17 protein-coding genes are annotated in these 16,552 nt (G+C 67.3%); 10 read left to right on the forward strand and 7 right to left on the reverse strand.

Annotated elements, in window-relative coordinates:
• The first annotated feature begins 337 nt into the window (after positions 1-337).
• On the forward strand, positions 338-928 hold the full coding sequence (locus HNR60_RS22835) for a hypothetical protein (protein WP_184262510.1): 591 nt from the start codon (positions 338-340) through the stop codon (positions 926-928).
• A gap of 204 nt (positions 929-1,132) precedes the next feature.
• Here the strand turns inward: HNR60_RS22835 and HNR60_RS22840 are convergent, their stop codons facing one another.
• On the reverse strand, positions 1,133-2,029 hold the full coding sequence (locus tag HNR60_RS22840; protein WP_184262512.1) for a metallophosphoesterase family protein: 897 nt from the start codon (positions 2,027-2,029) through the stop codon (positions 1,133-1,135).
• Positions 2,030-2,118: 89 nt separating this feature from the next.
• On the opposite strand from HNR60_RS22840, the gene HNR60_RS22845 reads away from it, so the two are divergent.
• Together HNR60_RS22845 and HNR60_RS22850 are read left to right on the forward strand one after the other, a co-directional pair.
• Positions 2,119-2,622, forward strand: a complete 504-nt coding sequence (locus HNR60_RS22845) for an NUDIX domain-containing protein (protein ID WP_347339370.1) — start codon at positions 2,119-2,121, stop codon at positions 2,620-2,622.
• Between the two features lie 96 nt (positions 2,623-2,718).
• Positions 2,719-3,237 (forward strand): GNAT family N-acetyltransferase, encoded by a 519-nt coding sequence (locus HNR60_RS22850; RefSeq protein ID WP_184262516.1) that lies wholly within the window; start codon positions 2,719-2,721, stop codon positions 3,235-3,237.
• Between the two features lie 132 nt (positions 3,238-3,369).
• On the opposite strand, the gene HNR60_RS22855 is transcribed toward HNR60_RS22850, so the two are convergent.
• From HNR60_RS22855 to HNR60_RS22870, 4 genes are all read right to left on the reverse strand, one after another.
• Entirely contained in the window at positions 3,370-5,724 is a 2,355-nt protein-coding gene (locus tag HNR60_RS22855) for a TonB-dependent receptor (protein WP_184262518.1), read from the reverse strand.
• A 140-nt stretch (positions 5,725-5,864) separates the two neighbouring features.
• On the reverse strand, positions 5,865-6,233 hold the full coding sequence (locus tag HNR60_RS22860) for a hypothetical protein (protein ID WP_184262520.1): 369 nt from the start codon (positions 6,231-6,233) through the stop codon (positions 5,865-5,867).
• Positions 6,234-6,588: 355 nt separating this feature from the next.
• A complete protein-coding gene (locus HNR60_RS22865) occupies positions 6,589-7,131 on the reverse strand; it encodes a DUF3617 domain-containing protein (RefSeq protein WP_184262522.1) in 543 nt (180 codons plus the stop codon).
• A gap of 86 nt (positions 7,132-7,217) precedes the next feature.
• Complete coding sequence (locus HNR60_RS22870; RefSeq protein WP_184262524.1) at positions 7,218-7,502, reverse strand: hypothetical protein; 285 nt, start codon at positions 7,500-7,502, stop codon at positions 7,218-7,220.
• Positions 7,503-7,717: 215 nt separating this feature from the next.
• Between HNR60_RS22870 and HNR60_RS22875 the strand changes: the two genes are divergently transcribed.
• The 4 genes from HNR60_RS22875 to HNR60_RS22890 all read left to right on the forward strand — a co-directional run bounded on the left by HNR60_RS22875 (position 7,718) and on the right by HNR60_RS22890 (position 10,671).
• Complete coding sequence (locus HNR60_RS22875; RefSeq protein ID WP_184262526.1) at positions 7,718-8,194, forward strand: hypothetical protein; 477 nt, start codon at positions 7,718-7,720, stop codon at positions 8,192-8,194.
• Positions 8,195-8,282: 88 nt separating this feature from the next.
• Positions 8,283-8,981: a ribonuclease T2 family protein gene (locus tag HNR60_RS22880; RefSeq protein ID WP_184262528.1), complete on the forward strand. Its 699-nt coding sequence runs from the start codon at positions 8,283-8,285 to the stop codon at positions 8,979-8,981.
• 158 nt (positions 8,982-9,139) lie between these two features.
• Positions 9,140-10,111 (forward strand): bifunctional riboflavin kinase/FAD synthetase, encoded by a 972-nt coding sequence (locus HNR60_RS22885; RefSeq protein ID WP_184262530.1) that lies wholly within the window; start codon positions 9,140-9,142, stop codon positions 10,109-10,111.
• Entirely contained in the window at positions 10,108-10,671 is a 564-nt protein-coding gene (locus HNR60_RS22890; RefSeq protein WP_184262559.1) for a sugar O-acetyltransferase, read from the forward strand. The genes HNR60_RS22885 and HNR60_RS22890 overlap by 4 nt, the downstream gene beginning before the upstream one ends.
• Before the next feature lie 3 nt (positions 10,672-10,674).
• On the opposite strand, the gene HNR60_RS22895 is transcribed toward HNR60_RS22890, so the two are convergent.
• A complete protein-coding gene (locus tag HNR60_RS22895; protein ID WP_184262533.1) occupies positions 10,675-11,124 on the reverse strand; it encodes an RES family NAD+ phosphorylase in 450 nt (149 codons plus the stop codon).
• 9 nt (positions 11,125-11,133) lie between these two features.
• Entirely contained in the window at positions 11,134-11,460 is a 327-nt protein-coding gene (locus tag HNR60_RS22900) for an MbcA/ParS/Xre antitoxin family protein (protein WP_184262535.1), read from the reverse strand.
• A 269-nt stretch (positions 11,461-11,729) separates the two neighbouring features.
• Here HNR60_RS22900 and ileS point away from each other — a divergent pair, with 269 nt between their 5' ends.
• The 3 genes from ileS (at position 11,730) to HNR60_RS22915 (ending at position 16,511) form a co-directional block, all read left to right on the forward strand.
• A complete protein-coding gene (gene ileS, locus HNR60_RS22905; RefSeq protein ID WP_184262537.1) occupies positions 11,730-15,008 on the forward strand; it encodes an isoleucine--tRNA ligase in 3,279 nt (1,092 codons plus the stop codon).
• Between the two features lie 184 nt (positions 15,009-15,192).
• A complete protein-coding gene (gene lspA, locus HNR60_RS22910; protein ID WP_184262539.1) occupies positions 15,193-15,690 on the forward strand; it encodes a signal peptidase II in 498 nt (165 codons plus the stop codon).
• A 98-nt stretch (positions 15,691-15,788) separates the two neighbouring features.
• Positions 15,789-16,511, forward strand: coding sequence for a hypothetical protein (locus tag HNR60_RS22915; protein ID WP_184262541.1), 723 nt, complete (start codon positions 15,789-15,791; stop codon positions 16,509-16,511).
• The last annotated feature ends 41 nt before the right edge of the window (positions 16,512-16,552 follow it).

Consider the following 16,552-nt stretch of genomic DNA (forward strand, 5'->3'; position numbering starts at 1 on the left):
TCGCAGCAACTCCCTGATCGCTGCAAAATTGAATCATGCCAAAGCAGACATGCCAACCAAAATGAAAGATTCACAGGCTCTGAGGCGCCCGAGCGCAGCGAGGGCCTCGAAGGATGCGGCTGCGAAGCGCCGCGGCTTCCACGAGCCCGCGGCCCATCCTTCGAGGCTCGCCGGTCGGCGCAAGCGCGCGACCAGCGAGCGCCTCAGGATGACGGCGGGGGGGGGAGCGAAGACAGCCCGTCGACGACGCAACTGGTTGACAATAAACGGCCTTTGCGCCGATCAGGGTTACTGCTAGGTTAATCGCGCCGGGGCTCTGTTGAGAAGGCGGGCGTGAATGTCGGATGCGTACACCACCGGGAGCCAGCCGAACGGCGCCGCCAAACCGACCCGGCTGCGCGACGCGCTGCGTCAGGCCCGGATCGAGGCCGCCGACCGCACCGGCGTGGTGGTCGATCTGCGCGACGCCGAGATCGCCCGGCTGGAAATTCTCAACGAAGCGCTGGACGAGCTGTTCGCCCAGGTGCCGGCCGAGGTCGATCTGTTCGACCGCGGCATCAGCCAGGGCGACAATCCGCGGCTGTGGATCGACGTCGTCGCCCATGTGGTGATGGGTCGCGACAAGCGGCTGTACCGCTTCGTCCAGGACACCCGGTTCGGCCGCATCGTGCTGGCGGAATCCCACGAGGCGGCGCGGATCGTCGACGCGGTGACCGACTATGTGGCGCGCCGGATGATCGAGCGCGAGCGGGCGATCGCGGTGGCGCCGTTCGAGCCGGCGGTGACGCCGGCCGAGCCCGCGCCGCCCGCCGCCGCAAGGCTCCCCGCGCCGCGCCGTGGCCGCGTCTGGAGCTTCGTGCTCGGCGTCCTGGTCGGCGCGCTGGCGCTGTTCGGCGTCGCGCTCTTGGCCAGCCTGCGGAATTTTTGAACGCCTAGTTTCCCCGTGCGGGGCGGAGGCTCCACCTCTTCCGCCGTCATCCTGAGGAGCCCTGCGAAGCGCGCAGCGCGAAGCGGGGCGTCTCGAAGGATGGGCCGCGGGCTCTGTCGCAGCCACACCGACGCGCGGCCGCATCCTTCGAGGCCCTCGCGATGCTCGGGCACCTCAGGATGACGACCCAGAAAATGTTGCGCCTCACCCCTCCGGCGTCAGCCGCACCGCGCTCAGCTGGGTGATCCCCGGCGCCTCGCCGAAGCCGCGGATGGTGTGGTCGCAGCGCCAGCGCTCGCCGTCGCGGGCGATCGAAAACAGATTGTAGGCCGCCGGCGGCCGGTGGCCGTCGGGGCCGGCCGAGGCCGACGGCACGCCGACCACCGGGATCGGCCCGCGCGGCCCGTCGATAAAGATCGTCGAATGCACGTGGTCGTGGCCGTGCAGCACCAGGTCAACGCCATGGCGCGCGAGCAGCGCCTGCAGCTCGGCCGAATCGGTCAGCCGCTTGTGGCGCGCCTTGGAGCGCAGCGGATGATGGATCAGCAGCACCCGGAACGCCGGATCGCCGGCGAGGCTCGCAAGCTGCGCTTCCAGCGCCGCGCGCTGCGCCTCGCCGAGCCAGCCGGTGGCCCTCAGCGGCGCGGTCGGCACCGCGGTCGACACCCCGATCAGCACCACAGGCCCGCGCCGGCGCAGGAACGGAAACACCACCGCGTTGCTGCGATCGTCGCCGCTCATGTAGTCCGGAAACGTCTCGGCGAAGCGCTCCGCGGTGTCGCGGACGTAGCGGTCGTGGTTGCCGGGGATCACGCTGACGCGGTCCGGCGGACCGACCCGTTCGATCCATTGCCGCGCCGGGGCGAATTCCTGCTCCAGCGCCAGGTTGACCAGATCGCCGGTGACCGCGATGTGATCCGGCCGATGCGCCCGCAGGTCGGCCATCAGCGTGTCGAGCACGTCGCGGCGGTGGATGACGTGGCGGTTCTTGGTCCAGTTGAGATAGCCGAGGATTCGTTTGCCGGCGAGCTCGCGCAGCGTCGCCACCGGCATCGGCGGCAGATGCGGATCCGACAGATGCGCCAGCGTGAAAACGGTCATCGCGAGCTGCCCTTGTGAAAGCCGCGGATGTATTGGCAAGCTGGCCGGCGGGGCGCAAGCGTCAACCGCCCGCCACGCGAGGATCGGTCGTGTCGAACATTCACAAATTGCGGCGCGCGCTGGAGCCGGCGCTGCGCCGGGTGTTTCACCTGTATTGGCGGCTGGCCCGCGGCATGACGCTGGGGGTGCGCGGCGTGGTGCTCGACGACGCCGGCCGGGTGTTCCTGATCCGGCACACTTACGTCAGCGGCTGGCATCTGCCGGGCGGCGGCGTCGAGGTCGGCGAGACGTTTCGCGAGGCGCTCGGCCGCGAGGTGATGGAAGAGGGCCGCATCGAGATTGTCGGCGAGCCGGACTTGCACGGCGTGTTTCTCAACAGCCACGTCTCGCCGCGCGATCACGTCGCGGTCTATGTGATCCGGCAGTTTCGCCAGGACCGCGCGCCCGCGCCCAACCGCGAGATCGCCGACAGCGGCTTCTTCGCGATCGACGCGCTGCCGCCGGATACCACGCTCGGCACGCGGTTGCGAATCGCCGAGGTGCTGGGCGGCGCGCCGCCGTCGCTGACCTGGCGGACGTCGGCCGAATCCTAGGTCGGCTGTCCGACCAAGCCTTGGGCTCCGATCGCGGGACCGTGCTGCGATCGGCGCAATGGACCGTGCCGGTCTCAAATGCTATTGCGCGCCCGCATGAGCGACCTTGCACTGACCATCCGCTGTGAAACCGTCAACGACGCCCAGGCGATCGAGCGGCTGCACGAACGCACTTTCGGCCCCGGTCGATTCGCGCTCAGCGCCTATCGGCTGCGCGAACACGTCGACCATCTGGCCGAATTGTCGTTCACCGCGCGAATCGGCACGCTGCTGGTCGGCTCGGTGCGGCAATTGCCGATCCTGGTCGGCGACACCCCGGCGCTGCTGCTCGGGCCGTTGACCGTGGAGCCGCCGTTCCGCGGCCGCGGCGTCGGCCGCGCGTTGCTCGACCGCGCGCTCGGCGACGCCAAGGCCAAGGGCCACCGCCTGGTGCTGCTGGTCGGCGACGCCGACTATTACGCCCGCGTCGGCTTCAAGCCGATCGCCAAGGGCCGCGTCACCATGCCGGGTCCGGTCGACCCGAAGCGGCTGCTGGTCGCCGAACTCGCGGACGACGCCTTCGCCGGCGTCGAAGGCGCGATCCGTCCGGACTGGAGTTTCGCCCGAGAGGCGTGAGCGCCGCCACAACGGCAGCGCGCTCCCGCAAGGGGGAGGGGAGACCTCGCGGTGTGCGCGTTAAATAACGCGCGAGCGCGTTCACGCGTTGCCGCGGTTAGCGCTCATCGTCAGAAGTCGACGGCCCCTCCCTCAAAACTTCAAGTTAGCAAACACCCGCACGCCTAAGCCCGGCATCAGCACGTCGTCCTTGCTGTAGGACACCGAATTGCGGATCGGCTCGTTGAGCAGGTTGTTGCCGACCACGCCGACCAGCATTTCGCGGGCGCCGAACCAGCTTTGATCGAGCTTGGTATTGTAGCTGATTTCGGCCTTCAGCAGATTGTAGCCCGGCGTCGGCGTCTCGGCGATCACCGCGATGTCGTTATGCGCGAAGGCGTGCAACAGGTTGATCCGGGTCAGCCAATTGGCGTCGCGCCAGAACAGCCCGCCGCCGGCGCGCACCGGCGGAATCCGCGGCACGTTGCTGCCGTCGGTGAAGGTGGCGCGCACCACGTCGAACTGGGTCTCGACGCCCCAGGTGCCGCCGTAGAGCTGCGCGACGTCGAGCTGGCTCTGAAACTCGCCGCCCTTGAAAATCGCGTCGCGCTGCGAATACACCGCCTGGCGGCCTTCGTTCTCCGGATCGCCGTTGCCGCAGGAGTCGAAATCCTCGCCGCACATCACCCCGGTCAGCCGCCGATAGATGAAGTTGTTGAACCGCGTGTAGTAGGCGGTGGCCTCGAAGCGCAGCGGCCCCGTGGCCTTGCGCAGTCCGATCTCGACGGTCTTGGCGGTCTCGATGGTGAGGTTCGGATTGCCGATGTCGAAAGTTGCTGTCGCATCGTGGGGGCCGCGCGAAAATAATTCCGCCGGCTTCGGCGCGCGCTCGACATATTGCGCGGTGATGCTGCCGACCAGGCCCCCGGGCAGATCCTGCAACAGCCCGAGGCTGCCGCTCTTCGGCGTGTAGTTGAGGTGGCGATCGCTGGAGACCTGCGCTGAGCCGTCGGGCAGGAAGTCGGCCGGGAAGTCCGGCGTGCTGCCGCTCAGTTCGACGTGCTCGATGCGCCCGGCGATTTGCGCGCGGGTTGCGGCGCCGAACGCGAATTCGTTGAACACATAGCCGGCGATGCGGCTGTTGTGGTTCGGATTCCACAGCCCGTTGTACAGCGCGCCCGGATCGTCCGGGCTCGGCGCGGTCAATTCCTGATGCCCGGCCTGCAGGCCGAAGGCGGTGGTCACCGTGGCGAAGCGGGCGTTGAACGGCATCATCTGCAATTCGACGCGGGCTTCCTGCTCCTTGTTGGTGAAGGTCTGCCGCACCCCGTCGGAGGTCGGATCGGTGACGTCGGCGAGCCCGATCTCGTTGTGCTTGTAGTCGGTGGCGCCGGCCCAGAACCGGATCGCCTCGATCGCCGCGGCGTCGGGGCGATACTCGCCCTTGGCGGTGAACTTGGTCTGCCGCGCATCGATCCGGGTCTGGTGGTCGGCGCCGTCGCGGCCGGGGATGTGATACAGCGCGTCGTTCTGCGTCACCGCCGCGCCGATGAAGCCGCCGTCGAACAGATACGAGCCGCCGAGCGAGACGCCGTCGCCGCGCGCCGCCGAATTCGGCTGCCGGCCGGGGGTGACCGAGGGATCGCCGAGGTAGGGCGCGCCGGGGATGTCGTAGTCGCCGGCGCGGCGGCCATAGGCGTCGGCGTGCAGCGCGACGTTGCCGCCGCCGGCGTCGAGCAAGATGCCGCCTTCGATGCCGCGATCGACCGAGCTGAACGCGGTCCTGGTCTCGGCATTCATGCAAGAAGGCTGCCCCAGGTTTGCCACAGGGGCTTTGACCGGCAGACCGTAGCTCTGGAACGGTGCCGCCGCGCAGGCCGGCAGCGCGTCGGGAATCCGGTTGTTGGTGGTGCTGACCACGCCGCCGATCGAGGTCGAGCCGTAGCGCAGCGCCGCCGGGCCGCGGATCACTTCGATCTGATTGGCGGCCAACGGATCGACCGGGACGAAGTGATCCTCGCCGAGATCGGACGCGCCGCCGGCGCCGGTGCCGTTCTCGAGGATGCCGACGCGGTTGACGTCGAGGCCGCGGATGATCGGCCGGCTCGATGCGCCCGGCGCGAAGCTCGATCCGGTGATGCCGGGTTTGGAATTCAACAGATCGCCGAGCGTGGCGCCGCCGGCGCGGCGGATTTCCTCGTTCGGCACCACCGTGACGGTTGCGAACTGATCGGTGACGATCGGCAGCACGCCTTGCTGCGGCGGTGCCGGCGGCGCGGCCGGTGCCGGAGCGGGCGCCGTGCGCGCGACCCGAGACGACGCCGGTGCAGCCGCCGCGGCCGGCCTGCGCCGCACGATCGGGCTCGGCGCGGTCACGGTGATTTCCGGCAGCGCGGTGGCGGCCGCGTCCTGCGCCACGGCGACGCCGCCGCAATCGAAGGCCAACAGCGACGCCGAGGAGAGTAGCGTGCAGACGAGCAGCGAACGCTGCGAGGGACGAAATGACATGGAGCCCGATCCTGATGCGCCCGGCGTCGCACTTGGCAAACGAGCGCGGGCGTGCCGTCGTTTGATCGACGGCGAAATGAAATGGCCGCGGCGGATCGGTCGCGCGGACCGATCGTCGGGGCGTTGCAGCTCGATCGAGATCAGGAAATCGGCGGCGCGCGCGGCTGGAAGGCGCGATGCGGTTCGCTGCGAAATGCCGGCGCGGCCGCGGCGACGCGGTCGCGTAGTTGCGCGACGCAAGGCAGCGGCAATAGCGGCGGCGATGGCGCGATCAGCGCCTGCGCCATCGCCATGACAGCACAGATCGCGCAGCCGTCGTCGTCGGACTCGGGCTGCGGCGTAGGCTGCGGTTGATTGATCGCGTGCGCGACCGAGAGCTGGGCCGGCGCGGCGGCCTCGCCACCGAACTGCCCGGCGTGAACATGCCCGAACGCCAAAGCGAACTGCAGCGCCAGCGCGATCAGCGCCAGCCGCGTGCCGGTTCGGATGTTGCGGCGAAACCAGTCCACGGTGGTCAGGGCTCGAAGTTGGGGTGATCGGATGTGCAATGTTATAACGTAACATCGCAGGGGAGGGCGGGCCCTGTCAATGGAGCGCGGGCGGATGGCTGTGCAGGGTGGCCGCGCGGCCACAGCGCGCGGCTCGCGGACGCGCAAAGGCCCGCGGCGGGCGGCGGTCCGGCGCGGATTTGCCATCCGCAAAAGTCTGTCGTGAGCGGCGGTCCGCCAGTGATGTTGTTACGGGCAAAGTCCGTCGCGGGCGGCGGTCCGCCGGCGTCCATATTCGCGGGCTGCCCGCGCCGTGCCTATCGCTAAGCGCCGCGGTCAGCGGCGTGGGGCGGCATGCGGCAAGCGGCAGCCGGCGCTAGCGCGGCAGCAGGCCCTTCAGCTTCTCGACGTCCTTGATGTTCATCTTGAAGCCGCCCGGCATCATGATGTCGCCCGGCTTCTGATCGGCCTTGCAGGCGCCGAGCCATTTGGCTTGCAGCGTCATCGCGGTGTCGCTCGGCACGCCGGCCGGGGCGCTTTCGTTGTGCGAGGTGATCTTGACCGAATAGGCGGCGTTGAAATCGCCGGTGATCTCGGAATGCGAGGTGGTCTGGATGCCGGCGACGCTGCACACCGCGTCGGTGCTGTAGCCGGTCGCGGTTTTGACGGTTTCGTTCTTGCTGCAGGCCGACTTCGCCATCGGCGAGAACGACGAGCTCATCTGCTTGTCGGTGGACTCGTCGGTGCAGTGCTGCATGGTCATGTTCGGCGTGGTCTCGCCGGCCGGCAGCATCGACAATTCCCACAGCCCGGCCTTGCGGGTCGGCAGTTCGACCGCGGGCTCGGCCCGCGCCGGCAACGTGGACAGCAGCGCGGCCAACAGGCCGGCCGCCGAGATCGCTTTGAGCGCTCGCGTCATGTTTCTCTCCCGATACGGCGTTGTCCGCCGCTTGATATTTGCTGGTCGCGCATCAGTCGGGCGGACTGCAGCCGCGCCCGCCGGACTTAGTAGGCGGCGCGCAGCGGCCGTTCGTTGGCGCCATACGGCACCCAGCGGCAGGCGAACGAGATGTAGCCGCCATAGGTCGCCTGCACGCCCGTCAGCTTCACCACCTTGCCGTAGCGGGCGCAGTGGTCGACCGCGATGGCGCGGATGTCGGTCTGGCCGACCAGCGAATACGAGATGATGCCGCCGGTGTCGTTGCCCTGGATTGGCGCCACGGTATCGGCCTGCGACGCGCCCGAGGCCAACAGCCCGCCGACGATGGCCAAAGCCCCGATCATTCGCATCGCAATCTCCCTTGCCTTGAAAACCGGCCGGCCTCGGCCGCGCGGCGTCACCGCGCACGGCGCGGCCAACATGTCTAACTGTAAAGCGCCGCGGCGGCGATGGAAAGAACGCGCCGCCGCGCGCGGCCGAGTTGTCGGCGGGTGTTGCCGCGGTGCACTTGACCTTGCGCAGGCTTCACGGCACCGTCCGCGCAGCAAACACCGGCGGAAAATCCATGCGCGACCTGATGTCCTCGTTGAAATTGCCCGCCCTCGGCCTCGCTCTTGGCCTCGGCGCTGCGCTCGGGCTGTTGGCCTTCGGATCCGCGGCCGACGCCGCCAATCCGCTGGAGAAGAATTTCTGGCTGTCCGGCCCGCGCTATGACGGCGACCTGCCGGCCTGTGAAGCGGCGCTGCCGAGCATCACCCATCAGTTCGCCGACAAAGAAGGCACCTTCTGGAATTCCGAATTGCGGATCACCGGCTATTACGGCGTCCACGAGGTCGCGTTCCGGTCCTGGCAGTCCGACAACATTCCGCGCCGGCATTGCGCCGCCGATGCCGTGCTGAACGATGGCAAGACCCGCCCGGTGTACTTCTCGATCATCGAGGACGGTGGCCTTGCCGCCTTCAGCGACGGCGTCGAATTCTGCGTCGTCGGGCTCGACCGCAACTGGGCCTACAATCCGGCCTGCAAGGCCGCCAAGCCCTGATCGGCCGCGCGCCGGTATCGACTCATTGCGTTGTTGAAGCGTTTCGACCGCCCCGCTAGGCTCAGAGCCGGGCAGGGGACACGTCGCAATGATCGATTCGAGGGCTGGGACTTTTCGGATTTTACTGGCGCTGATTACCGCCATCACGCTGGCGACCGCTGGCGCGGCCGTCGCGCAAGACCGCCGGCAGAATGCGCCCGGCGAATTCGACTTCTACGTGCTGGCGCTGTCGTGGTCGCCGTCGTTCTGCCAGGAGGCCGCCGAGCGCGGCCATGCCGGGCGCTCGCAAGACACCCAATGCGGCGGCGAGCGGCCGTATTCCTTCGTGGTGCACGGGCTGTGGCCGCAATATGAGCGCGGCTTTCCGGACTACTGCCAGCGCCCGGCGCCGCGGCTCGACCGCAACCTGATGGCGTCGATGCTCGACCTGATGCCGGCGCCGGGGCTGATCTACAACGAGTGGGATAAGCACGGCACCTGTTCGGGGCTCGGCGCCCGCGGCTATTTCGAGACCGTCCGCAAGGCGCGCGCCGCGGTGAAGATCCCGCCGGAATTTCTCGAACTCGCCGCGGAGAAGACCGTGGCGCCGGACGAGGTCGAGGCCGCCTTCATCAAGGTCAATCCCGGCCTCAGCAATTCCGCGGTCGCGGTGACCTGTTCGCGGTCGCGCTTGAGCGAAGTGCGGATCTGCATGAGCAAGGATCTGCAATTCCGCGCCTGCGAGGAAATCGACCGCCGCGGCTGCCGCCGCGAGCAGGTGGTGATGCCGCCGTTGCGCGGCGGCTAGCGGCGCCCCGGGGCGCGGCAGTTTTCGCTGTGTGGCCCGCGTGTTACGGGCCGGCTGGTTGGCCCGCGAGTTGCACGGCTGCGATGTCGCGCGCTTGACTTCGCCCGCGGCTCCGCGTCAGGTCCCGCCCTCACCTTACCACTGAATGAAATCCGACAATGACGACTGACTTTGCCGTGATCCGCGACACCACGCCCGCGGCCGCGATCCCCAAGGGCGCGGTGGTGGCGATGGGCAATTTCGACGGCGTCCACCGCGGCCATCGCGCCGTGATCAATGCCTGTCTGGAGATGGCGCGGAAGCATGGCAAGCCGGCCTTCGCGGTGACCTTCGAGCCGCATCCGCGCAGTTTCTTCAGCCCGGAGAAGCCGCAATTCCCGCTCACCGACGTCACCGGCAAGCTGCGGCTGTTGCATGGCGCCGGGCTCGACGGCGCGGTGGTGCTGAGCTTCGACGCGGCGCGCGCCGCGACCCCGGCGCTGGATTTCATCCGCGACGAACTGCACGGCCGGCTCGGCATCACCGGCATCGCGGTCGGCTACAATTTTCATTTCGGCAAGGGCCGCGGCGGCTCGCCGAGCCTGTTGGCCCGCGAAGCGCCGAAGCTCGGCATCGAGGTCGACGTGCAGCCGCATGTCGACGTCGGCGATCATCCGGTGTCCTCCAGCGCGATCCGCGCCGCCTTGACCGAGGGGCGGCTCGTTGACGCCACCACGATGCTCGGCGCGCCGTGGTTCGTCACCGGCGAGGTGATCCACGGCGACAAGCGCGGCCGCGTGCTCGGCTATCCCACCGCCAACATCCGGCTCGATCCGCATTGCGGGCTGAAGCAGGGCATCTACGCGGTGCGGGTCGGCATGAACGGTCGGCATTTCGACGCGGTGGCGAATTTCGGCCGCCGCCCGACCTTCGACAACGGCGCGCCGCTGCTCGAAGTATTCGTGTTCGACTTCCAGGGCGACCTCTATGGTGCCAAACTCGACGTCGCCTTCATCGACTTCATCCGCCCGGAGGCGAAATTCGACTCCATCGACGCGCTGATCCGGCAGATGGACGACGATAGCCTGAAAGCCCGCGCCGCGCTCGCCGCGGCCCCCGACGCGTTTCCGAAGCTGGGAGAGATCGGCTGAGCAGGACCGAAAAAGACAAGATGCTGGCCGGCGAACTGTATCGCCCGGGCAGCCCGGAATTGCAGGCCGACGAGGCCGCCAACAAGGCCTGGCTGGTGCGCTACAACGCCGCCGCAGGCCGCCCGGCGTCGGAGCGCCACGTGCTGCTCTCCGAACATCTCGGCGCGGTCGGCCAAGGCGCGGTGATCCGGCCGCCGTTCCATTGCGATTGCGGCTACAACATCCGGCTCGGCGCCGGCGTGTTCCTGAATTTCAACTGCGTGATCCTCGACGTGGTGCCGGTATGGATCGGCGACCGCACCCAGATCGGCCCGGCAGTGCAGATCTACACCGCCGACCATCCGCGCGACGCCGAAACCCGCCGCGAGGGGCTGGAATTTGGCCGCCAGGTGCGGATCGGCTGCGACGTCTGGATCGGCGGCGGCGCGATCCTGCTGCCCGGGGTGACGGTCGGCGACGGCGCCATCATCGGCGCGGGCAGCGTCGTCACCCGCGATGTGATGCCGGGCCAGACCGTGGCCGGCAACCCGGCCCGGCCGCTCAAGAGTTCGGCGCCGTAGCGCTCATCCCTCCGGCAGCAGGCGCGGATCGAACGGCGCTTCGATAATCTCGGCAATTGTGATCGCGCCGGCACCAGGATGCGCTGGATTGAGCAGGACATTCCAGGCCTGCGGGACGATCACCGACGGCACCTGCAGCAAGGCGCTTGAGGCGCGGTCAAGCCATTGATCGCCGAGGTCGCGGGTTGTTGCAGGGTAATCGCGCCAGTCCTGTCGCAGGGCGTCAGCGTCCATCCGCTCGATGGCGATGGTCTCGGGGACGACGACCCGCAATAGCCGATAGCTGGCCGGCAGCAGGTCGCGGTCCATATGGACCAGCATTTCCAGCAGCGCGCTGGCGGGGTGGTCGGCCAGATAAACGATCCGCTTGCCCCGGGTGTGCCATCGGCCGCTGGCCCGCAGCCCGCCAAGCCCTGATAGATCGGCGTAATTGGAGATCCGCCACAACTGCATCGACGGATCTCAGGCGAAAATCCCGGAGTCGATCTGCTCTAGCGATTCCCGGACCACGGCGGCACCGAGTTGGTCTTGCATCAGGTCGATAGGACGCTGTCCTGACATCGATGCATTGGGGCGCTCCAGCCAAGCCTCGGCCTTGGATTCGTCGCCGAACACGCGGTCGGCCAGGGCGTAGATTTCGAGAGCCATCATGCTGGCGGCTGATGTCCTCGACACATCGCGAAGCGGTCGGCCCGCTGTTGTCGGGGGGAGCGCCTCGCCGGCCTGTTCGCCGCGGCGGCGACGTTCCTTCAAATCCTCATAGATTTCCGCGCGCGTGGTCGGGGCCATGAATTTCCCTCCGCATTCTCAATAGATTAGTCGCGCGGCACGGAAGCGCAACGGCAAAACGCCTTAAGGATGACGGTCGAGACCGTGGGCAGGGCTTTGCGATCCGGCCCCCGCCTGCTATTGAGGGCCGATGTCTGCACGGCGCCCCTTCATCAGCATTAGCGGCCCGGCTTCCGCCTGAGCTTCGCTCGGCGCAAGACCGGGATCGTTGCAGTTTCATCGCGATTCATTCGCGTTTCATGCGCCCATTGAGCCGAGCCAGAATCCTCATGTCCGACACGCCTGCAAAATCCGCCGCCGCCAAAGACGCCCAAAAAGACGGCAACGACTATTCCAAGACCCTGTACCTGCCGCAGACCGAGTTTCCGATGCGCGCCGGGCTGCCCAAGGCCGAGCCCGAGCTGCTGAAGCGCTGGGAGGAGATCGACCTCTACGGCAAGCTGCGCCAGGCCGCCGCCGGCCGGCCGAAATTCGTGCTGCATGACGGCCCGCCCTATGCCAACGGCAACATCCATATCGGCCACGCGCTGAACAAGATCCTGAAGGACGTGGTGACCAAGAGCCAGCAGATGCTCGGCTTCGATTCCAACTACGTGCCGGGCTGGGACTGTCACGGTCTGCCGATCGAATGGAAGATCGAGGAGGAGAATTATCGCTCCAAGGGCAAGCCGAAGCCGAACTTCAAGGATAGCGCTGCGATGGTCGCGTTCCGCAAGGAATGCCGCGGCTATGCGACGAAATGGCTGAACGTGCAGCGCGAGGAGTTCAAGCGGTTAGGGGTGATCGGCGACTGGGCGCATCCCTACGCCACGATGGACTTTTTCGCCGAGGCGCAGATCGCCCGCGAGCTGATGAAATTCGCCGCCAACGGCACGCTGTATCGCGGCAGTAAGCCGGTGATGTGGAGTGTGGTGGAAAAGACCGCGCTCGCCGAGGCCGAGGTCGAATACGAGGACTACACGTCCGATACGGTGTGGGTGAAGTTTCCGGTCTCTTCTCCCTCTCCCCGTTCTTCACGGGGAGAGGGTCGGGGTGAGGGGCCCTTGCTTGCCGAGACGCCCCCTCACCCGACCGGCTTCGCTGGCGCTTCGCCGGTCGACCTCTCCCCGCAAGCGGGGAGAGGTGACCTCGCGGATGCCTTCGTCGTCATCTGGACGACGACGCCGTGGACTCTGCCGGGCAACCGCGCGATCAGCTTCTCATCCAAGATCAGCTATGGCCTCTACAAAGTCACAGACGCTGCGGCTGATAATTGGGCGAAGCCCGGCGATCTGTTGATCCTCTCCGACACGCTCGCGGACGCGGTGTTCAAGCAGGCGCGCGTCGTCAGCTATGAGAAGGTCAGCACGGTTCCTGCTGACGTTCTGACGACGCTCGAAGCCGCCCATCCGCTGAAAGGCGTCGGCGGCGGCTATGAGTTCACCGTGCCGCTGCTCGACGGCGATCACGTCACCGACGACACCGGCACCGGCTTCGTCCACACCGCGCCGGGCCACGGCCGCGAGGACTTCGACATCTGGATGCACAATGCGCGGGCTCTCGAGGCGCGCGGCATTTCGTCGGCGATCCCCTACACCGTCGACGAAAACGGCGCGCTGACCGATCACGCGCCGGGCTTCGTCGGCAAGCGGGTGATCACCGACAAGGGCGAAAAGGGCGACGCCAACGAGGCCGTGATCAAGGCCTTGATCGACGCCGGCATGTTGCTGGCCCGCGGCCGCTTGAAGCATCAATACCCGCATTCCTGGCGCTCCAAGAAGCCGGTGATCTTCCGCAACACGCCGCAATGGTTCATCGCGATGGACAAGGACATCGCGGCCTCTTCACCTCTCCCATTGGGAGAGGTCGGCGCGCGGAGCGCGACGGGTGAGGGGTTACGAACTCACGATTCTGGCGTGCCCCCTCACCCGACCCCTGCGGGGTCGACCTCTCCCCAGAGGGGAGAGGTGAAGGAGGGCGACACCCTGCGCGCCCGCGCACTCGGCGCCATTTCCGTCACCCAATGGGTGCCGCCGGCCGGGCGGAATCGCATCACCGGCATGATCTCCGGTCGCCCCGATTGGGTGATCTCGCGGCAGCGCGCCTGGGGCGTGCCGATCGCGGTGTTCGTGCGCGAGAAGCCCGACGGCTCCGCCGAAATCCTGGTCGATGACGACGTCAACAAGCGCATCGCCGACGCCTTCGAAGCGGAGGGCGCCGACGCCTGGTACATGGAGGGCGCGCGCGAGCGCTTCCTCGGCTCGCTCGCCAATGAGGATTGGAAGAAGGTCGACGACATTCTCGACGTCTGGTTCGATTCCGGCTCCACCCACGCCTTCGTGCTGGAAGACCCGGTGCATTTCCCCGGGCTTGCCGGGATCAAGCGCAAGGTCGACGGCGGCCGGGATAGCGTGATGTATCTCGAAGGCTCCGACCAGCATCGCGGCTGGTTCCACTCCTCGCTGCTGGAAAGCTGCGGCACCCGCGGCCGCGCGCCCTACGACGTGGTGCTGACCCACGGCTTCACGCTCGACGAGAACGGCCGCAAGATGTCGAAGTCGCTCGGCAACACCACCGATCCGCAGAAGGTGATGGCGTCGTCCGGCGCCGATATTCTGCGGCTGTGGGTGTGCGCCACCGACTACGCCGACGACCAGCGCATCGGCCCGGAAATCCTCAAGAACATCGTCGAGACCTATCGCAAGCTGCGCAATTCGGTGCGCTGGATGCTCGGCACGCTGCATCACTTCCACCGCGACGACGCAGTCGCGTTCGCCGACATGCCGGAGCTGGAGCGACTGATGCTGCATCAGCTTTCGCTGCAGGACGCGGTGGTGCGCGAGGCTTACGCTTCGTTCGACTACAAGACCGTGGTGGCCTCGCTCGCCAACTTCATGAACACCGAACTGTCGGCGTTCTATTTCGACGTCCGCAAGGACACGCTGTATTGCGATCCGCCGTCGTCGCTGGCGCGCAAGGCGGCGCTGACCGCGATCGACATGATCTGCGACGCCATCCTGAAATGGCTGGCGCCGGTGCTGTCGTTCACCGCCGAGGAAGCCTGGCGGCTGTATCGGCCGGACGCCGAGCCGAGCGTGCATCTGACGCTGTTCCCGGACGGCCTCGGGCAGTTCAAGAACGATGAATTGGCGGAGAAGTGGGACATCATCAGAAAGATTCGAAGAGTTGTTACTGGCGCGCTGGAGATCGAGCGCGCGGCGAAACGCATTGGCTCATCACTTGAGGCCTCTCCCATTATCTACATTTCGGACTGGAACGCACCATTCGTTGATTTGCGAGCCACGCTATTCGATATTGACCTTGCAGAAATTTGTATCACTTCCAACTACGAGGTGAGGGAAGGCGAGCCGCCAGAAGGTGCGTTTATCATCAAAGGCGTGGACGAACTGGCCGGCGTCGCGGTGGTGGTGGAAAAGGCGCAGGGCACCAAATGCGCTCGCTCCTGGAAGATCCTGCCGACCGTCGGCGACGACAAGGAGTTTCCCGACGTCTCGCCGCGCGACGCTTTGGCGCTGCGCGAATGGCAGGCGCTGGGGGCCACAGTATAAACCTCTCGTCGTCCCCGCGCAGGCGGGGACCCATAACCCCTGGCGTTCGATTTTGTTGGTGGACTCCCATGATCACGGCCGCCTTGCCCGACCTGAACCGACACGGCGTATGGGTCCCCGCCTGCGCGGGGACGACGCCGCGTTGTGGTGCGAGGGCGTTCGGCCACATGGGGCACCGCACACCATGAGCCGCGAGCTGCGCGCCGGGCTGATCGCCGCCGTCGCCGCGCTGGCGCTCGACCAGGCGGTCAAGCTGTGGCTGCTCTACGGTTACGAGATCGGCCGCCACGGCGCGGTCAAGCTGGCGCCGTTCCTCGATCTGGTGTTGGCCTGGAACACCGGCATCAGCTACGGCTGGTTCTCCGAAACCGGGCCGACCGGGCAGGCGATCATGCTGGCGATCAAGGTGGTGGCGGTGGTGGTGCTGGCGATCTGGATGGCGCGCTCGCACACCCTGCTGGCGACCGTCGCGCTGGGGCTGATCATCGGCGGCGCGATCGGCAACGGCATCGACCGGCTGGCCTACGGCGCGGTGGTGGATTTCGCGCTGCTGCACGCCGAAATCGCCGGCAAGACCTACAACTGGTACGTGTTTAACCTTGCCGACGTGGCGATCGTTGCCGGGGTCGTGGGCCTGCTGTATGACTCCTTCTTCGGCCAACCCGCCGTAAAAGCGCCCTGATCCCGGCTGATACGACAGCCATCAGGATGCTGCAGGGCAGGCGGCGCCGCCATTGTCGGCTGGTCGAGCAGATCGCCATGATAAACGGGATGAACGCAATGCGGGTAATCGACCCCAGCGCTTGGAGTGTGCATCCGTCGGCCCGGATGCTGTTGCGCAGCCTGCGGCTTGCCGCCGTGGTCGCCGGCATCGGTCTGGTGATGGCGTCGGGCATGGCCCGCGCCGAGGACCCCGAAGACGACGAAGACGCCACCTTCGAAGACAAGCTGATCAAGAACATCATGACCGGGATCGGCGGCACCAACATGGACAACCGCGGCATCACCTACCGCGAGCGGTCGCCGCTGGTGGTGCCGCCCAAGCTCGACCTGCCGCCGCCGGAAACCGGCAAGACCGCGGTCAATCTGCCGAACTGGCCGAACGACCCCAGCGTCGCGGAACAGAAGCGGATGCGGGAGCTCAACAAGAAGAGCAAGGTGACCGGCGTCGAAAGCGCCCGGCCGCTGACCCCGGCCGAACTCGCCGCCGGCAAGACCAAGGCCACCACGCCGACCGAGTCGCTGAACCCGGGCAACAGCTCCACCAACCCGGTGCTCAGCCCGTCGCAGCTCGGCTACACCGGCGGCCTGTTCAGCAACATGTTCGGCGGCCCCACGACCGAGACCTCGCCGTTCACCGGCGAGCCGACCCGCGAGACGCTGACCCAGCCGCCGGTCGGCTACCAGACGCCGTCGCCGAATTACGCCTACGGCACCGGCCCGAAGGAATCGCTGAACAACCAGCGCGTCGATGTGATGACCGGCAAAGAGGTCAAGAATTGACCGCGGCTTCGGGCGGCGATCCACGTCCCGGGCTCGGCATT

The organism is Rhodopseudomonas rhenobacensis, assembly GCF_014203125.1.
Classification (GTDB): Bacteria; Pseudomonadota; Alphaproteobacteria; order Rhizobiales; family Xanthobacteraceae; genus Rhodopseudomonas_A; species Rhodopseudomonas_A rhenobacensis.

Bases quoted from the DNA above. Each gene is read 5' to 3' on its own strand.
- HNR60_RS22840 (WP_184262512.1), bottom strand. From the start codon at position 2,029: ATGACCGTTTTCACGCTGGCGCATCTGTCGGATCCGCATCTGCCGCCG.
- lspA (WP_184262539.1), top strand. From the start codon at position 15,193: ATGAGCCGCGAGCTGCGCGCCGGGCTGATCGCCGCCGTCGCCGCGCTG.
- HNR60_RS22885 (WP_184262530.1), top strand. From the start codon at position 9,140: ATGACGACTGACTTTGCCGTGATCCGCGACACCACGCCCGCGGCCGCG.
- HNR60_RS22880 (WP_184262528.1), top strand. From the start codon at position 8,283: ATGATCGATTCGAGGGCTGGGACTTTTCGGATTTTACTGGCGCTGATT.
- HNR60_RS22895 (WP_184262533.1), bottom strand. From the start codon at position 11,124: ATGCAGTTGTGGCGGATCTCCAATTACGCCGATCTATCAGGGCTTGGC.
- HNR60_RS22850 (WP_184262516.1), top strand. From the start codon at position 2,719: ATGAGCGACCTTGCACTGACCATCCGCTGTGAAACCGTCAACGACGCC.
- HNR60_RS22855 (WP_184262518.1), bottom strand. From the start codon at position 5,724: ATGTCATTTCGTCCCTCGCAGCGTTCGCTGCTCGTCTGCACGCTACTC.
- HNR60_RS22875 (WP_184262526.1), top strand. From the start codon at position 7,718: ATGCGCGACCTGATGTCCTCGTTGAAATTGCCCGCCCTCGGCCTCGCT.
- HNR60_RS22900 (WP_184262535.1), bottom strand. From the start codon at position 11,460: ATGGCCCCGACCACGCGCGCGGAAATCTATGAGGATTTGAAGGAACGT.
- HNR60_RS22865 (WP_184262522.1), bottom strand. From the start codon at position 7,131: ATGACGCGAGCGCTCAAAGCGATCTCGGCGGCCGGCCTGTTGGCCGCG.
- ileS (WP_184262537.1), top strand. From the start codon at position 11,730: ATGTCCGACACGCCTGCAAAATCCGCCGCCGCCAAAGACGCCCAAAAA.
- HNR60_RS22870 (WP_184262524.1), bottom strand. From the start codon at position 7,502: ATGCGAATGATCGGGGCTTTGGCCATCGTCGGCGGGCTGTTGGCCTCG.
- HNR60_RS22835 (WP_184262510.1), top strand. From the start codon at position 338: ATGTCGGATGCGTACACCACCGGGAGCCAGCCGAACGGCGCCGCCAAA.
- HNR60_RS22915 (WP_184262541.1), top strand. From the start codon at position 15,789: ATGCGGGTAATCGACCCCAGCGCTTGGAGTGTGCATCCGTCGGCCCGG.